The sequence below is a fragment of the Corallococcus sp. M7 genome (assembly GCF_054512695.1).
Genome location: NZ_CM137252.1, coordinates 5,125,111 through 5,141,926, shown reverse-complemented (window position 1 = coordinate 5,141,926; position 16,816 = coordinate 5,125,111). Strand labels below are relative to the sequence as shown.

Here is a 16,816-nt window from a genome sequence, read left to right as displayed (position 1 = left end):
CCGCTCAACGGCGCTCGAGCTTGAACGTCCAGAACATCGCGGGCTTGCCCTCGGCCTCCTCGACGCTCAAGACCGTGAACGCGGTGAACGGGGCCAGCTTCTCCCTCAGGACGGTGTTGGCCCTGATGCCCGACAGTTCCTCCTTCGAGGCGTTCGCGAAGCGGAACATGAGCTGGTGGCCCTGGAGCGTCTGCTGTACGGGGAGGGGAGCCTCCACCTCCGGCGTCGGCTCCTCGTCCGTTGCATCGACTTCGTTGTCCCGGAGGGCCGGCAGCTTCTCCTCCCAGTAGCGCAGCGCCTGCTCGTACTGCGTGCCCAGCCCCGCCTGCACGAGCATGGGCTTCATCTGCGTGATGGCCATCGCGCTGGCCTCGAAGGGCTCCAGGACGTCCGGGTCGTAGCGCAGACCGACCCGGATGCTGCGGAGGATCTGCCGGATGCTCTGGCAGTAGGCCATCACATACGTGAGCACCTCCCGGGAGCGCTCTCCGGTCCGCCGGTAGATGAGGGCCGTGAGGTAGCCGTAGCCAACCGTGGCGAGGCCGTTCAACCGCGCCGTCTCGTTCGTGAGACCCAGCAGCGAAAGCAGCCATGGCGCCTGGCCGTAATCCAGGTCGTTGTCGGTGATCCAATACCCGCCCGCGTTCAGGCTCGCGAGGTAGCGTCCCGCCGCGTTCGAGTCACTGAAGATCCACGAGGCCTTGTCGATCAAGACGTCGTAGCGCTTGTCCGGGTTCTTCTCGAAGAAGGCGTCATACCCCAGGCAGAGGAAGCGGACCTGGACCTGGAGCGGGGGTGGACCCTTGAGGATGATCCGGTCGGTATAGGAGCCAATCGAGCTGCGATCCTTCACATCCAGCTCGGGGTGGTAGAGCTGGAGGACCCGGACCCGCTCCCCCACGTCATTCGCGTCCAGGCTCACGAAGGTGTACTGACCGGCCCGCGTCGCGGAGTAGACGAGCGCCAGGTGCTTGCTGGCTCCCAGGCAGAGGACGTGGCTCTGGGGGGTGCACCGGACGATGTTCCGGATGCCTTCCAGCAGCCGCATGCGCTCGTCGCCGAGCTCCTCCTGGACGGCGCGTCCGTCGTCGTCGCCGCCGCCCTCATCTCCGGGTTGGGGCCTGCGGGTCCCGCAGGTAGGGCACGCGGTGACGCGCTTCAACTGGACCACCCGCACCGTCGCCGAGCAGTCCGGGCAGGTCATCGCCTCGTTCTCCAGGACGGACGGCGCCGTCCCTTCGAGCAGCTCCGGCTTGCGGAAGGTGAACGGGCAGAAGGGACAGAAGGGACAGGCCGCGGTGGAGCGCCAGCTCTGGCGACAGGTCCTGCAGCGATACCTGAACACGGGGCCACCTCGCGTCTTGCTTCTGTCCGGCGCGGGATGAGAGCACGGACGCTCCGTCAGGAACATCACCTGCCAGGTGTGGCTGGTCAGGTTCCTGGAGGCATCGCGTCCTTGCGCGCCACTCGGGAGGACGCCATGGGCGACCCACGCAATCCAAAGCGGGCGGAAGAGGCCTGGAACGCGGAACGCCTTCGCATCTCGGAGGCGGAGCTGCGGGCCCTGGCGCCGCTCGTCACCTTCTCCGGCGGCTGGGCCTGGCACTTCATGGCTCCTCCGCACGAAGAGCTGAAGATCGATCACGACCACAAGGACGTGGACCTCTTCGTCGCGCCGGAGCGCTTCGCGGAGCTGGTGGGGCTGCTGAACGCCCGGGGCTTCGCGCGCATCTGGACGCGCTTCGACGCGACCTCCACGAACTTCTACCGGTACGCGAAGTACCTGGAGGGGGCGAAGGTCATCCTGGACGTGTTCGTCCGCCACGTCCCGTCCGTCCAGGTGGGCGAGATGCGCGTGGTGGAGCCCGCCACGCTGCTGACGTTCTATGGCGACATCCACAGCACGGATGACTGCGTGTCCGTGCTCGCGGCCCGCAAGCTGGTGGCGCGGGGCATCAGCCCCATTGGCCGGAAGGAGCTCATCACCCGGCCCCTGTGACGGGGGCCCGGCCGCCCGCGCGCCCCTGGCGCTGGTGGACGATGCAGGGGGCCTGGCACATGCGCAGCGTCTTCGGAACCACGGCCCCGTCTTGGGGGCCCTGAACTTCGGAGACGCTGCCATGGCCTCGACTGTTCCTCCCGACACCCACGCCGTGCCCGTCAAGGAGCGCGATGAGTCGCTCGAGCTCCAGCCGTTCCTGGACGAAATCCAGGGGGACGCCGTCATGCACAGCCAGGGCCTGGAGGCCCGGGAGGCGGCGAAGGCGGTGTTCTGCTCGCTCGCCCGGCGGCTGTCGGATGGCGAGGACGTGAAGCTCTACCGCGCGCTGCCCGGCGGCATTGGTGCCATCCTGGGGGCCTGCTCGGTGCACCGGGGACCTTCACGCGCCAAGCGCATTGGCCGCGATGAGTTCATCACCGACGTGGCGGACCACCTGAACATCAAGCCCGACCAAGCCTTCCGCGTCGTCACCGCGGTGTTCACCGCCGTGCGCGACCGCATCCCCGAGGACGAGGTCGCCGCCGTGGCGTCGCAGCTGCCCGCCGACCTGGGCGACCTGTTCCGCAGACCTGTCTGACTGTCGGACAGGTTTCAGGACCGCAGGCGCGAGCCGAGCAGCTTCCAGTACGTCACGGGGAAGAGGCGGGCGAGCATCGCCAGCGCCACGGCGTCCTTGCCCACGAGGATGCGCTGCTCGCGCGCCTCGACGCCGCGGACGATGATGTCGCCTGCGGCCTCCGCCGGCAGCCGCAGCATCTTCTGGAAAGACTTGCGGCGGCGGGTGACCTCCTCGGCCGTCGCGCCGGAGGGGACCCGGGCGCTCGCGGCGATGGACGTCGCGACGCCGCCCGGGTGCACCACGGTGACGCCCACGGTGGTGCCCTCCAGTTCGTGGCGCAGGCCTTCCGAGAAGCCGCGCACGGCGAACTTGCTGGCCGCGTAGGCCACTTGTCCCGGTGGGGCCACCAGGCCGAAGACGCTGGAGAGGTTCACCAGCCGCGCGTCGTCGCTCTGGCGCAGCAGGGGGAGGAAGGCGCGGCTCAGGCGCACCACGCCCCAGAAGTTGATGCCGAACAGCCACTCGAAGTCGTCACTGCTCACCTGCTCGAAGGTGCCTCCGAGCGCGACGCCCGCGTTGTTGAAGAGCAGGTCGACCCCGGGATGCTCCGCCGTCACCTTCGCCGGGAAGGCCTCCACGGCCTCCTTGTCGGACACGTCCAGCCGGTGGCTGCTGATGCGCACGTCCGGCGCCTTCGCGAGCTCCGCCGTCTCCGCGAGCCCCGCCTCGTTCACGTCCGCGAGCGCGAGGTGACAGCCCTTGCGTGCCAGGCAGACCGCGATGGCGCGGCCGATGCCGCTCGCCGCGCCCGTGACGACCGCCGTCCTGCCCTGAAGCCGCATGCGCTCAGCCACGCGCCACCTCCGCGTCGGGGCGGGTGCCCGCCTCCGGAAGCAGCGCCTGTCCCCTGAACTCCATGGCTTCGTCGTCCACGCGGCCAAAGCGCATCATCACCAGGTCGCGCACGTAATTTTGGTACAGGCGCCACGGGGCGCGCGTGCCCTGGCGGGGCAGGGCGTCCAGCGCGCGCTGCACGTAGCCGGAGCTGAAGTCGAGCACCGGCTCCGGCGTCATGGCCGGGCCCGTCACGCGGGGCACGCATTGCGTGTAGCCGTGCTGCTTCATGTGGTTGAGCAGGCGGCAGGTGTACTCGGCCACCAGGTCGCACTTCAGCGTCCACGACGCGTTGGTGTACCCGAAGGCCGCGACGAGGTTGGGCACGTCGCTGAACATCATCCCCTTGTACGCGAGCGTCTGGGCCAGCTGGACGGGCGCGCCGTCCACGGACAGCGCCAGGCCGCTGAGGATCTTCACGTTCAGCCCCGTGGCGGTGACGATGATGTCCGCGTCCACGTGCGCGCCCGAGCGCAGTTGGAGGCCCTTCTCGGTGAAGGTCTCGATGTGGTCCGTCACCACGGAGGCCTGGCCCTCGCGGATTGCGCGGAAGAGGTCGCCGTCCGGGGCGACGCACAGCCGTTCGTCCCACGGGTTGTAGCGGGGGGCGAAGTGCGTATCGACGTCGAACGTCTTGCCGAGCGCCTTCCGTACGCCCAGGCGCAGGAGCCACTTGAAGAGTCCCGGCCGGCTGCGCGCGAGGCGGTAGAGGAGCATGCCGCGCACGACGTTCTTCCAGCGCGCGACCGCATAGGCCGCGCGCCGGGGGAGGATGTACCTCAACGCCCGGGCGACGCTGTCCTCGGCGGGTTGATCCGCGATGTACGTGGGCGAGCGCTGCAACATCGTGACGTGCGCGGCGCGCCCGGCCATCGCGGGGACCAGCGTCACCGCCGTCGCGCCACTGCCGATGACGACCACGCGCTTGCCGCCGTAGTCCAGGTCCTCCGGCCAGTGCTGCGGGTGCACGACGCGGCCCTGGAAGCGCTCCGTGCCGGGCCACGTGGGCGTGTAGCCGCTCGCGTAGTCGTAGTAGCCGGTGCAGGCGTAGAGAAAGCCGCACGTCATGCGGAGGGGCGCGCGGTCCGGCCCCACCTCCACGTCCACGGTCCAGCGCGCGTCCGCGGAGGACCACTCCGCGCGGGTGACGCGGTGGTGGTAGCGGATCCGCTGGTCGATGCCGTACTCCGCCGCGGTCTCCTCGATGTACGCCTTGATGGAGGGCCCATCCGCGATGGCCTTGCCCCCCAGCCACGGCCGGAACCGGTAGCCCAGCGTGTACATGTCCGAGTCCGAGCGGATGCCCGGATAGCGGAACAGGTCCCACGTGCCGCCCATGGCCCCGCGCCCCTCCAGGATGGCGTAGCTCAGGGTGGGGCAGCGCTCCTGCAAATGGTACGCGGCGCCGATGCCCGACAGGCCCGCGCCAATGATCAACACATCGACGTGCGAGGACGGCTCGGCGGAGGACAGGGGCATCACGCGACTCCTCGTGGTACAGGAAGGTACCCAGCCTATGCGTCTGTTGAACAGAGGTAGCAGTGACGTCTGGTACCGTCAAGTACCAGCCCCGGGAGCCGCATGACGTCGCCGTCCGACCAGCCAGGCGAAGCCCCCCGGGAGCGGCTCGTCGCGGGCCTGGCGCAGGCCATCATCGAGGTGGGCTACGCCCGGCTGACCATCGCGGACATCGTGCGGCACGCGCGCGTGTCGAAGCGCACGTTCTACGAGCACTTCGAGGACAAGGACGCGTGCCTGCTGGCGCTCTACGCGGCGCAGAGCGCGCGGCTGCTGGCGGAGATCCAGGCGGCCATCCAGCACGCGCCTCCGGGCGAGATGCGGGCCACCATCGGCGCGGCCGTGTATCTCTCCAGCCTCCAGAGCCGGCCGGGGCTCGTGCGGACGCTGCTGGTGGAGATCCTCCACGTCGGCCCGAAGGGCTTCGAGCTGCGCCGTCAGGTGATGCGCAGCTTCGCGGAGCTGATGCGGCGGGAGTTCGACGCGGCGGGCACCGGGGAGACGCTGTCCCCGGCGATCGCGATGGCGCTCGTGGGTGGCATCAACGAGCTCATCCTGGAGGCAGTGGAGGAGGACCGCGTCGACCGGCTCTCGGAGCTGGCGGGTCCGGTCGCGGCCTTCGTGCGGGGCCTGCTGGAGGCGCGGCCTCTCACGAAGTGAACGGCGCTCAGTCCATGTGCTCCATGGGGATGTCCCGGGGCACGGCCCAGGCGTGGCTCCGCTCCTCGTAGACGGAGAAGGCCGGGGCAGGGAACTTCGGATCCGTGAAAGCTCCCACGGCGATCGCCACCAGCTCCGGCTGCTGCGAGCTCACGTAGTAGACCGTCGAGCCGCACTCCGGACAGAAGTGGAAGGTGGTGGGGAGGCCGCTCTCGTCACCCTTGCGGATGAACGTGCTGGAGCGTCCTTCGATGGCGGTGATGTCTTCGCGCCGGAAGCGGGCCTGTACGGCGTACACGCTGCCGGAGCGCTGTTGACAGGCGAAGCAGTGGCACATGGAGACCCGGACGGGGTCTCCCGTGCACTCCACGCGAAGCTGACCGCAGACGCATGACGCTCGACGCTGGGACATGGGCTGTCTCCTGGAAGGGGCGGGCGAGTGTGTCACCCATGTAAGCCTTCCGCACTGACTCCAGGGCGCGGCCTTGCCCGGCCTGGTGTCACATGCTAGCCGATAGGTTCTTTCGCGAAGCCGCTCACGGGGGCCATGGCACGCTCGACTCCGCATCGCATCACCTGCGCCGATGGCTTCGAGCTGCACGCCACGCTGCACAGCCCGGAGGGCCCTGTCCGGGGCGTGGTGCTGATGCATCCCGCCACGGCCATGCCCGCGAGCATGTACTTCGCTTTCGCCGCGCGGCTGACGGACGACGGCTTCGCAGTGGTGACCTACAACTACCGGGGGGTGCACCCGTCCGGCGTGGCGAAGCGGACGCGTGCCGGGTTCCTCACCTGGGCCGACCAGGACGTGGACGCGGTGACCCGCTGGGCGGCGGAGCGATTCCCGGGGCTGCCGCTGCTGGCCGTGGGACACAGCTTCGGCGGCCACGCCATCGCGTTGAGCGCGAGCAGCCAGCAGCTCACCGCGGCGGTGACGGTGGCGTCCCAGGCCGGGAGCCTGCGGTTCATCCGCTCCTTCCGGGAGCGGATGCTGATCCGGCTGTACCTCAAGTTCATCGGGCCGCTGTGCGCGCGGTTCCTGGGCTACATGCCCTATGCGCGGCTGGGGCTCGGCGAGGACGTGCCCGCCCGGGCGTCGCTGGAGTGGAGCCGCTGGGCGTCGCTGCCCCGCTTCTACTTCGATGATCCGAGCGTGGACGCCGCGGCCCGCCTGGGCCGGCTGCGCATGCCGGTGTTGGCCATCGGCCTGGAGGATGATCCCTGGGGGCCGCCCGAAGCCATCGACCTGGTCTGTGAGCACCTCACCGGCTGCGCCGTGGAGCGGCGGCAGTTCTCCCCCGCGGACAGCGCCGGCCAGGGCATCTGCCACCTGGGCTTCTTCCGCGAGCACCACGCCACCACGCTCTGGCCCACGGTGAGGGAGTGGCTGCGCCGCCACGCCCCAGAGCGCGGCTGAGGGGATCGCGCACCCAGGCTGCTTCCGTTAGCCTTGCTCCCTCATGCAGGCCGCGACCCGGCGGCTGACAGGAGCACCCTCCCATGGCCTTCATCAAAGGCGCTGCGTACTACGTCAAAAGCGACGTGGACTTCTTCAAGGACTCGGCCTTGAAGAAGCTGAAGTTCACGGGGGAGGGGGGCTCTCCGACGGTCTTCACCGTCGCCAAGGTCACCGCGAAGTTCGTGGAGGTCACGTCGTCAAAGTCGGGGCGGACCTATTACGTCGACCCGGATGACGACGACTGCTTCCAGCTGGCGGTGGCGACGTTCCCGTCGTTCAACCTGCCGCCGAAGGTCGAGAACCTGGGGCAGAAGGACAAGCGGATGGAGAAGGCGCTCCCGCTCACCAAGACCGGCAAGGTCGCGCGCGGCGGCTTCGAGTCGATCGACACGCCCTCGGTCCGGCCCTTCGACTACAAGCCGGACTCCAAGACGACAGGCGCGGTCCGCGTTCCACAGATCGATAACCGCGTGCAGAAGGGCGACGTCTTCGACTTCAAGCTCGTCTCGACCCACACCGGCAAGAAGATGGATGTGTCGGGCACGTACTGCAGCTACTGCCACCGCTGGTTCGAGACCTATACGCTCGACAGTGACCACATCGTCACCGCGGAGGAGATCGGCCAGTGGTTCCAGGCGACGGAGAAGCTCCTGGACACGAACGAGGCCGCCTACAAGCAGGAGCTCACGGACTCACTCGTGGCGCAGGGCCGTGACTTCGACGAGTTCTTCTTCAAGACCAAGAAGGGGAAGTGGAAGGGGAGCGCGCAGGGCATGCTCCAGCTCTTCAACAACGTCGACAACCTCGTGCTGAGTTGCAAGATCTGCAATCAGATGTCGAAGAACCGGACGACCGGCCGGCAGATGTTGTCGGAGAGCATGGCGTTCGGTGAGGCCTTCGTGGAGGACCACCCCATGGGGATGGAGGGAACGCTGGCCACCCTCGATGGCGGAGGCTTCGGGACGAAGGTGGATGCGTTCAACCAGACGCCCCGCAACCGGAAGTCCATCCAGATGCACGGGGATGTCTTCCGGGGGAGCATGAAGCGGGAGAACCGCGTCAACGAGATGTTCCTGTTCGAGGTGAAGGGCGACTCGCGCGCGGAAGGCAAGGAGCGCAAGGAGAAGGCCCTCACGCTCATGATGGACACCATGGACGACGGGTTCGCCAGCGACGAGGAGGACTCGGAGATCGAGGACGTGCTCGCCGAGAACACGAAGCTGGCCCTGACCGAGCATTCGCTGGGCCGCACCCGGAGCCTGCGGGACCTCATCGACAGGAACCGGGAGAAGCGGACGCAGTTGAAACAGAAGACGTCCGAGCTCGAGTCGAAGGACACGCTGATCGCGGAGCAGAAGAAGAAGCTCAAGCGGAAGCGCAATGCGCTGAGCGAAAAGGACGATGAGATCGAGCGCCTCGAGGGGCAGGTCCTGACGCTCAAGAGGCGGATCGCGAAGCTCAAGTCCCAGTAGGCCCTGGCCGCGCCGGGCCCCCGATTCAGGGCCCGGCGGTGAACCGCTCCCGCTAGTAGCGGAAGCCCAGCTGGAGCGACAGGCCGGGGTACTGATCCACGGCGCCACCGGCGACGTACGGGTCGCCCGGCTCCGGGTTGAACTTGAAGAAGTAGCGGCGCAGGTCCGCCTTCAGCCTCACGTCCAGGATGCGGTTGAGCCGGTACGCCACCGTGGCGCTGCCCGTGACGGCGCCCGCGGACATGCGCGGGAACCACGTGTCGGAGGACAGCTCGCCGGAGTCCAGCGGGTGCTGGTAGCCAAGCCGGAAGTTGAAGTCGAGCTTCTCCGACAGCGCCGCGCGCACGCCCAGCCCCAGGCCCGCCGTCTTGTACTCCACGTTGGGCAGGTCCAACGGCCGCTCGCCGTCCACCGCGTCGACGCGGAAGGTGTTCATCCCGTACGCGCCGGTGATCTCGAAGCCGTGCTGTTTCGCCGCGCCGAAGGGAATGACGTAGCGCAGGCCCGCCTGCCACTCGCGCGCCGTGGTGGGGTAGGAGACCTCCCCCGAGGAGCCCGTGGACTTCAGCCCGAAGGACTGATCGATGGAGCCCATGATGCCCAGCCGCGCCAGCGCGCCCTTCTGGAAGGCCGCGAGCGGATAGACCGTCACGTCACCCGCCACCTGGGGCGCGCCCGGCAGCGCGAAGCCGCCCACGTCCGGGCCCAGCGTGTACGGACGCAGCACGCCGAACACGTCGTCCTTGTAGCGCAGCGACCGGCCGAAGAGCTTCACGCCCAGCGCGCCCTCCACGATGGGCGCGGAGGCCACCTGCGCCTCCGTGGAGAGGGAGTCCTCCTCCGTCTTCTCCGGGGCCTTGGGCTCCTTGGGCTCCTTGGGTGCGGCGGCCACCGGCTTGCGGATGGGCTCCGGGTCGGGCGTCTTCACGGGCGCCGGCGTCTCCGCGATGGGCGCCGCGGGCTTCACCGCCGGCTCCGGCTCCACGGGCGTGGGGGGCTGCGGGGGCGCCACCGGGGCGGCCTCTGGCGCCTTGGACTTCAGCAGGCCGCGCTCCAGCGCCGTCCACTGGCGCTTCACCGCCACGGGCACCAGCTTCGGCGTGGCGGGCTTCGCGGCGGCGGGCGAGGCCAGGGCCTTGCCATCCTTGCCGTTGCGCACGGTGACGCGCACCTGGTGCTTCCGGCCCACGGTGGACGTGTCCGCCACCAGCACCGCGCTCAGGCCCAGCTCGCTCGCCACGGCGGCGGCGCCAGCGGGCTGCGTCGGGTCCCTGCCGATGCGCGAGGCGGCGGCGCGCACCGCGGACTCGGGGACGACTTCGTAGCGGGCCGGACGGCGGTTGAGTTCCGCCTCCAGCGCGTCCCGCGCGGCGTCCGCGTGCGGACCGGAGGCGAGCACCGCCACGCGGCGCGCCTCCGCGGGCTGGGCCTTCTTCTTCGAGGACTGCGCCGTCTTCGCGGACGCCTTCCTCGGGGCGGCGTACGCGGCGGGGGAGAGCAGCAGGGCCGCGCCCAGGAGGGCCGCGGCGGAGGAGAAGCGGGTGCGCGTCATCACGGGGAGCTCGGCTTTCCGGCGACCAGCCACTCGGTGAGGCACGCGGTGTCCGAAGCGCTCAGCGACGCGCCCAGCGGCATCTGCGAGCCGCAGCCCGGCGACGGCGTGAGCTTCTTCAGGAAGAAGGACTGGGACGGGTTGGCGCTGTCCGCCAGCTTCGCGTCGTTGCACGCCGCGTCGGTGGTGTAGAGCCGCCCGGGGAGGCCGGCTGCCTGCAGGTCCAGGCCCCCACCCGCGGACCCGCTGCTGGCCGTGGAGTGACACGACAAGCACTGCGCCTGGATGATGCTCGCGCCGGTGGTGCCGGTGGCGCAGGCGCTGCTGCCCCCGGTGAAGCGCTCGGGTTCATCAAGCCCGCCAGCACAGCCGGCGGTGGTGGCGAGGAGCGCGGCCGCGAACAGCGTGGCCAGCGGGGCGCGGTACGGACGACGGGCGGCGGTTGGGTTCGCGAACAAGTCGAGCACGGGGGCAAGAGGGGAGAACGACAAGCCCCGCAGAATACCCGGGGCGCGCCTGAGTGTGCACCCTTCAACGGATCCGTTGGCACTCGCGTGACACGCGCCCGCCGCGCCCGCCTGCTCCTCCCCAGGTGGGTTGTTGTCACACCCCCCCCTCCCGAGCGCCGGTGAAGTCTTGGGGCTACCTGCGCTTCTTGAGGAACCGGGTCACGCTGACCTTCCCGAACCGGCCGCCGAACAGGTACCAGGTGAGCACCGCGCCGAAGAGGGCCGCCGCCAGCGCGATGCCGACGATGCCCAGCACCGGCACGTTCCCGTACATGGGCGGCCGGGGCGCGAAGGCGATGAACGCGCCCACGATGAAGCCGCACGCGCACAGGCCCAGGAAGGCGATGACGGCCACGCTTCGCAGGTTCTCGTTGAGCTTGTCGAACTGCTCCGCGCGCACCGTGACGCTGAACTTGCCCGTCTCCAGGTCCAGCAGGATTTGGGACAGCTGGGTGGGCAGGTCCTGCGCCATGGACTGGAAGCGCAGGAGCGTGCGCATCAGGCCGCCCTGGAGCTGGGTGGGGTCATAGCGGCCCGCCATCAGCTCCTTCGCGTACGGCAGCGCGACCTCGATGATGTTCAGCTCCGGGTAGAGCCCGCGCAGCATGCCTTCCGTGGAGACGGAGGCGCGCGACAGCAGCGCGTACTCCTTGGGGATGCGGATGCGGTACTTCACGGCCAGGTCCAGCAGGTCGCGCAGGAGCGTGCGCGCGTCCACCTGGCCCAGCGTGGTGGGCAGGTGCTGGCCGAGGATGGACTCGATGTCGTTGCGGAAGCCCATCAGGTTGGCGCGCGCGTCCGGCACGCCCACGCGGTAGAGGATGCGCGCCACGGAGTCGCTGTCCTTGAGCGCCACCGCCAGGCACAGCATCACCAGCGTCTCCTGCATGGGGCGGGTGAGCCGGCCCACCACGCCGAAGTCCAGGAGCGCCAGCCGGTTGCCCTCCATGAGCAGCACGTTGCCGGGGTGCGGGTCGCCGTGGAACAGGCCGTCGTCGAAGAGCTGGCGGAAGCTGGCCTCCAGGATGTGCTGGGCGATCTGCTTGCGGTCGGCTTCCGCCAGCGTGGCGGGGTTGATCTTCTCCCCGCGGATGAACTCCATGGTGAGCACGGTGCGGCTGGAGAGCGCCGCGTGCACGCGCGGAATCTTGAGGTACGGGCGGTCCTTGTGGTTCTCCAGGAACGCGCGGATGTTGGTGGCCTCGTTGATGAAGTCCAGCTCCTCGTGGATGGCCCGGTCGAACTCGTCCACGATGCCGGAGGGCGAGTAGATGCCCGTCTCCTCCACCACGGCCTCCAGCAGGCGCGCCAGCGAGCGCAGCACGCCCAGGTCCGCGTCGATGCGCTGGTCGATGCCGGGGCGCTGCACCTTGATGACGACCTCCTCGCCCTCCAGCGTCACCGCGCGGTGCACCTGCGCGATGGACGCGGCGGCGAGCGGCTCCGGATCCACCTGGGCGAACAGCTCCTGCACCTCCTTGCCCAGGGCGTCGCGGATCTGCGCGTGGACCTGCTCAAGGGGGATGGCCTCCACGTCGTCCTGGAGCGTGGCCAGCTCCTCCACGAACTCCCCGGGCAGCAGGTCCGCGCGGGTGGAGAGCACCTGGCCCAGCTTGATGAACGTGGGGCCCAGCTCCGCCAGGAAGAGGCGGAAGCGGCGCGCGGTGGACTCGCGGCGGGCCTCCTCGGAGACCTCCACCTTCTCCTTGCGGCCGCCGAGCAGGCGCCAGACGCCCGCGCGCTCGGTCACCTCGCCGAAGCCGTGGCGGGCGGCGATGAGGGCAATCTGCCGGATGCGGTTGAGGTCCTGGAGGTTCATGAGGAGGCCTGTGTCGCAGCCTGGGGCGGGCTGGCCACGTAGCGCAAGAGGACGTAGCCCACGACGGCGGAGAGCAGCGAGCCTACCAGGATGCCCAGCTTGGCCTCCGCCAGCAGGCCCGGCTGTCCCGCGAAGGCCAGCCCGGCCACGAAGAGGGCCACCGTGAAGCCGATGCCGGCCACCACCGCCACCCCGTGCAGCTGCGCGACGCTGCCGCCGGTGGGCAGCGGGGACACGCCCGCCCGCACCGCCGCGAAGGTGAACAGGAAGATGCCCAGCTGCTTGCCCACGAAGAGGCCCACGATGATGCCCAGGGGCAGGGGCTTGAGCAGGTCCGAGAGCGACATGGCGGACACGTCCACGCCGGAGTTGGCCAGCGCGAACAGCGGCACGATGCCGTAGGCCACGTAGCCGTGCCACAGGTGCACGAAGCGGTTGAGGGGCGGCTCGATGTCCTCCAGCGCCTCCTCGATGTGGAGCAGTTGCGCGCCCCGCGCGCTCTCGTCGTCTGGCCGGGACACCAGCCCCTTGATGTACTCCGCCAGCTCCTCCAGCACCTCGCGGCCCGGGCGGGTGGGCAGCGCGGGGATGCACAGGCCCAGCACCACGCCGGACAGGGTGGCGTGGATGCCGCCGTGGTGCATGGCGTACCAGAGCGCCGCGCCCGCGACGGCGTAGGCCAGCCCGTTGCGCACGTAGAAGCGGTTGAGCCCCCAGAGCACCGCGACCAGGCCCGCGGCCACCGCGAGCCACTCCACGTGCAGGCCCGTGCCGTAGAAGAGCGCGATGACGAGGATGCCGCCGATGTCGTCGAAGATGGCGAGCGCGGTGAGGAACACCACCAGCCCCTGGCTGACGCGCGCCTTCACCAGCGTGAGGCAGCCAATGGCGAACGCGATGTCCGTGGCCATGGGGATGGCCCAGCCGCCCTCCGCGGGGGTGCCTTTCGTGAAGGCGTAGTAGAGGCCCGCGGGCACCACCATGCCGCCCAGCGCGGCGATGAGCGGCAGCAGCGCGCGGGAGAACGTGCGCAGCTCGCCCGCGGACAGCTCGCGTTTGATCTCCATTCCCACGAGGAAGAAGAAGAGCGTCATCAGCCCGTCGTTGATGAACTCACGGAAGGTGAACTGGCCGCCGTGGCCCACCACCTCCAGGTGCAGGGGCGCGTCGAAGACGGCGGCGTAGGTGCCGCCCCACGGGGAGTTGGCCCAGGCGAGCGCGGCCACCGCGCAGAGTGCCAGCAGGATGCCGCTGCTGGCCTCCAGCCGGAAGAACGCCTGCACGGGGGCCAGGGCCACCTTGAACAGGGCGGGGACGGGAGGACGGGTCGTCGTCTGAGGAGCGTTCGCCATGTCGCAGGGCAGACTGCCGGGGGGCGGAGGCCCAGCAAACCGTTTTCGGAAAGGCGCCTGCCGAAATGTCGGACGGCGGTGGTAGGCATACGCGGCAGGTAGGGCATCCGGTTCGTTGATCCAGGGGTAAGGTCGTGAGAGAAGGTCGGGGATGGCGGTGACGCAGCAGACGAAGACAGGCAAGGCAGCGGACGTGGTGCTGCCCGACGAGGACACGACTCCGGAAGTCGGAACGGGTGAGGCCCCCGCGGGTGCGCGGGAGATCGCTTCCCTGACTCCGATGATGCGCCAGTACCTGGAGGTGAAGGCACTCCACCCCGACACGGTGCTCTTCTTCCGGCTGGGTGACTTCTACGAGATGTTCTTCGAGGACGCGGTGAAGGCCTCGGAGCTGCTCCAGATCACCCTCACGGCCCGGGCCAAGGGCGCGGACAAGATCCCCATGTGCGGGGTGCCGTACCACTCCTCGCGCCGCTACATCGCGAAGCTGGTGGAGCACGGGCTCAAGGTCGCCATCTGCGAGCAGGTGACGGAGCCGGGCGCGGGGCCGGGCATCGTGCAGCGGGAGGTCACCCGGGTCATCACCCCCGGCATGGTGCTGGACGACGAGGTGCTGGAGCCGCAGGCCAGCAACTTCCTCGCGGCCGTGTGCTGGGGGGAGGCGGGCTTCGGCGCGGCCCTGCTGGAGGCGTCCACCGGCGAGTTCTACACCTTCGAAGCGCAGGGGCTGTCGGAGCTGGTGGAGGGCCTGTCGCGCGTGGAGCCGCGCGAGCTGCTGGTGCCGCAGGGCATGCGGGACGCGCCGGAGGTGGCGCAGGTGTGCCAGCGGCTGTCGCGCGTGCCGGCCGTGGCGGAAGGCGAGGGCGCGGCCTTCGAGCACACGCGGGCCGCCGCGTTCCTGCGCTCGCACTTCAACGTGCAGTCGCTGTCCGCGTTCGGGCTGGACGGCTCGCCGCTGGCCACCGGGGCGGCCGGGGCCGCGCTGCGCTACCTCAAGGACACGCAGAAGACGCCCGCGGCGCACGTGGACCGGCTGTCGCGCCAGGAGCGCGCGGGCTGCCTGGTGATGGACGAGTCCTCGCGGGGCAACCTGGAGGTGCTCAAGAGCCTGCGCGACGGTGGCCGCAAGGGGTCGCTCTTGGGCGTGCTGGACCGGACGGCCACGGGCCTGGGGGCGCGCAAGCTGGCGCGCTGGTTGTCCGCGCCGCTGTGCTCGCTGCCGGAGATCGAAGCGCGGCTGGATGCCGTGGAGGAGCTCTCCGGCAAGAGCGTGTGGCGCGAGGAGCTGGTGGCCACGCTCAAGGAGGTGGGCGACCTGGAGCGGCTGTGCGGACGGCTGTCGCTGGGCGCGGGCAACGCTCGCGATCTGCGCGCGCTGGGGCTGTCGCTGACGCAGCTGCCGAAGCTGGGCGCGGCGCTCGCGCGGTGTGACGCGGCGCTCTTGAAGTCGCTGTCCGGACCGCTGGGCGCGCTGCCGGAGCTGGCGGACCTGCTGATGCGCGCGGTGACGGACGAGCCGCCGGTGGTCATCCGCGAGGGCGGCTTCATCCGCCCGGGCTTCCACGCGGAGCTGGACGACCTGGTGGCGCTGTCCACCACGGGCAAGGACTACCTGCTCAAGCTGGAGCAGCGGGAGAAGGACCGCACGGGCATCTCCTCGCTGAAGATCCGCTACAACAAGGTGTTCGGCTACTACCTGGAGGTGACGAAGGCGAACCTCCACGCGGTGCCCAAGGACTACATCCGCAAGCAGACCACGGTGGGCGCGGAGCGCTTCGTCACCGAGGAGCTGAAGGAGTACGAGGAGAAGGTCCTCACGGCGGAGGAGCGCCGCGTGGTGCTGGAGCTCCAGTTGTTCGAGGAGCTGCGCACGAAGGTCATCGCCGCGGCGCCGCGCATCCGTTCCGCGGCGGAGGCGGTGGCCACGGCGGACGCGCTGGTGTCCTTCGCGCGGTGCGCGGCGGAGTACGGTTACACGCGGCCCCAGGTGGACTCAGGGGAGGGGCTGACCATCACCGGCGGCCGGCACCCGGTGGTGGAGCGGATGCTGGGCTCGGGCGAGTCCTTCGTCCCCAACGACGTGCGCTTGGATCCGGAGGACGCGCAGCTGTTGGTCATCACCGGCCCGAACATGGCGGGCAAGAGCACGGTGATGCGGCAGGTGGCGCTGACGGCGCTGATGGCGCAGGCGGGCTCGTTCGTGCCGGCGAAGTCGGCGCGCATCGGCCTGTGCGACCGCATCTTCACGCGCGTGGGCGCGGCGGACAACCTGGCGCGCGGGCAGTCCACGTTCATGGTGGAGATGACGGAGACCAGCCACATCCTCCATCACGCCACGAGGAAGAGCCTGGTCATCCTGGATGAGATTGGCCGTGGCACGTCCACGTTCGACGGCCTGTCCATCGCGTGGGCGGTGGCGGAGCACATCCACGACAAGGTGGGCGCGCGGTCGCTCTTTGCCACGCACTACCACGAGCTGGTGGACCTGGCGCGCGAGCGGCCCCGGGTGAAGAACCTGTGCATCGCCGTGAAGGAGCAGGGCGGGAAGGTCATCTTCCTGCGCAAGCTGATCCCCGGCGGGGCCAGCCGCTCCTACGGCATCGAGGTCGCGAAGCTGGCCGGGCTGCCGCCGGAGGTGGTGTCGCGCGCCCGCGAGCTGCTCCAGAACCTGGAGTCCGGCGAGCTGGACGACGCGGGCCGTCCCCGCGTGGCGGTGCGCTCCACGAAGCGCGCGGCTCCGGCGAACGCGGGGCAGCTGGGGCTGTTCGGGGGCGCTCCGCAGCCTGCGCCCGTGGCCGCGCCGCCCGTGCCTCCCGCGCACGCGGAGGTGCTGGAGTCACTCAAGGCGGTGTCCATTGACCGGATGACCCCGCTGGACGCGCTCAACCTGCTGGCGAAGTTGAAGCAGTCCCTGGCCTCGTCCTGAGGGAGAGGTCGTTTCCAAGCAATCGCTTCCGTCCCCGTTCGATAATGGAATCAGGACGGAAGCGAGGGGGCTGTTTCCACAACGGTGCTTCCGT

The 16,816-nt window shown here is 69.8% G+C and carries 14 protein-coding genes; 6 read left to right on the top strand and 8 right to left on the bottom strand.

Going from position 1 to position 16,816, the window contains the following annotated elements; genetic code table 11:
* Window positions 1-4 precede the first annotated feature (4 nt).
* The gene (locus ACX114_RS20505) at window positions 5-1,345 is read right to left on the bottom strand and encodes a hypothetical protein (RefSeq protein ID WP_459286961.1); all 1,341 of its coding nucleotides are present in this window, start codon (window positions 1,343-1,345) and stop codon (window positions 5-7) included.
* Between the two features lie 135 nt (window positions 1,346-1,480).
* Here ACX114_RS20505 and ACX114_RS20500 point away from each other — a divergent pair, with 135 nt between their 5' ends.
* Window positions 1,481-1,999, top strand: coding sequence for a hypothetical protein (locus tag ACX114_RS20500; RefSeq protein ID WP_459286959.1), 519 nt, complete (start codon window positions 1,481-1,483; stop codon window positions 1,997-1,999).
* Window positions 2,000-2,120: 121 nt separating this feature from the next.
* On the top strand, window positions 2,121-2,579 hold the full coding sequence (locus ACX114_RS20495) for a DUF2267 domain-containing protein (protein ID WP_459286957.1): 459 nt from the start codon (window positions 2,121-2,123) through the stop codon (window positions 2,577-2,579).
* 14 nt (window positions 2,580-2,593) lie between these two features.
* On the opposite strand, the gene ACX114_RS20490 is transcribed toward ACX114_RS20495, so the two are convergent.
* Window positions 2,594-3,415 carry an SDR family NAD(P)-dependent oxidoreductase gene (locus tag ACX114_RS20490; protein ID WP_459286955.1) on the bottom strand — a complete coding sequence of 274 codons (822 nt, stop codon included), beginning with the start codon at window positions 3,413-3,415 and terminating at the stop codon, window positions 2,594-2,596.
* Window positions 3,408-4,934, bottom strand: a complete 1,527-nt coding sequence (locus ACX114_RS20485) for a flavin-containing monooxygenase (RefSeq protein ID WP_459286953.1) — start codon at window positions 4,932-4,934, stop codon at window positions 3,408-3,410. The genes ACX114_RS20490 and ACX114_RS20485 overlap by 8 nt, the downstream gene beginning before the upstream one ends.
* A gap of 102 nt (window positions 4,935-5,036) precedes the next feature.
* Between ACX114_RS20485 and ACX114_RS20480 the strand changes: the two genes are divergently transcribed.
* The gene (locus ACX114_RS20480; RefSeq protein WP_459286951.1) at window positions 5,037-5,633 is read left to right on the top strand and encodes a TetR/AcrR family transcriptional regulator; all 597 of its coding nucleotides are present in this window, start codon (window positions 5,037-5,039) and stop codon (window positions 5,631-5,633) included.
* A 7-nt stretch (window positions 5,634-5,640) separates the two neighbouring features.
* Here ACX114_RS20480 and ACX114_RS20475 read toward each other — a convergent pair whose 3' ends face one another.
* Window positions 5,641-6,045, bottom strand: a complete 405-nt coding sequence (locus ACX114_RS20475) for a GFA family protein (protein ID WP_459286949.1) — start codon at window positions 6,043-6,045, stop codon at window positions 5,641-5,643.
* A 135-nt stretch (window positions 6,046-6,180) separates the two neighbouring features.
* On the opposite strand from ACX114_RS20475, the gene ACX114_RS20470 reads away from it, so the two are divergent.
* Both ACX114_RS20470 and ACX114_RS20465 read left to right on the top strand, forming a co-directional pair.
* On the top strand, window positions 6,181-7,050 hold the full coding sequence (locus ACX114_RS20470; RefSeq protein WP_459286947.1) for an alpha/beta hydrolase family protein: 870 nt from the start codon (window positions 6,181-6,183) through the stop codon (window positions 7,048-7,050).
* Window positions 7,051-7,133: 83 nt separating this feature from the next.
* Window positions 7,134-8,564: a hypothetical protein gene (locus ACX114_RS20465; protein WP_459286946.1), complete on the top strand. Its 1,431-nt coding sequence runs from the start codon at window positions 7,134-7,136 to the stop codon at window positions 8,562-8,564.
* Between the two features lie 52 nt (window positions 8,565-8,616).
* Here the strand turns inward: ACX114_RS20465 and ACX114_RS20460 are convergent, their stop codons facing one another.
* From ACX114_RS20460 to nhaA, 4 genes are all read right to left on the bottom strand, one after another.
* Window positions 8,617-10,119 (bottom strand): hypothetical protein, encoded by a 1,503-nt coding sequence (locus tag ACX114_RS20460; RefSeq protein ID WP_459286944.1) that lies wholly within the window; start codon window positions 10,117-10,119, stop codon window positions 8,617-8,619.
* On the bottom strand, window positions 10,116-10,607 hold the full coding sequence (locus tag ACX114_RS20455; protein ID WP_459286942.1) for a hypothetical protein: 492 nt from the start codon (window positions 10,605-10,607) through the stop codon (window positions 10,116-10,118). Before ACX114_RS20455 ends, ACX114_RS20460 begins: the two co-directional genes overlap by 4 nt.
* A 151-nt stretch (window positions 10,608-10,758) precedes the next feature.
* The gene (locus ACX114_RS20450; RefSeq protein WP_459286941.1) at window positions 10,759-12,444 is read right to left on the bottom strand and encodes an ABC1 kinase family protein; all 1,686 of its coding nucleotides are present in this window, start codon (window positions 12,442-12,444) and stop codon (window positions 10,759-10,761) included.
* Complete coding sequence (gene nhaA, locus ACX114_RS20445) at window positions 12,441-13,796, bottom strand: Na+/H+ antiporter NhaA (protein ID WP_459286939.1); 1,356 nt, start codon at window positions 13,794-13,796, stop codon at window positions 12,441-12,443. The genes ACX114_RS20450 and nhaA overlap by 4 nt, the downstream gene beginning before the upstream one ends.
* 151 nt (window positions 13,797-13,947) lie before the next feature.
* Between nhaA and mutS the strand changes: the two genes are divergently transcribed.
* On the top strand, window positions 13,948-16,722 hold the full coding sequence (gene mutS, locus ACX114_RS20440) for a DNA mismatch repair protein MutS (RefSeq protein WP_459286937.1): 2,775 nt from the start codon (window positions 13,948-13,950) through the stop codon (window positions 16,720-16,722).
* Window positions 16,723-16,816 lie beyond the last annotated feature (94 nt).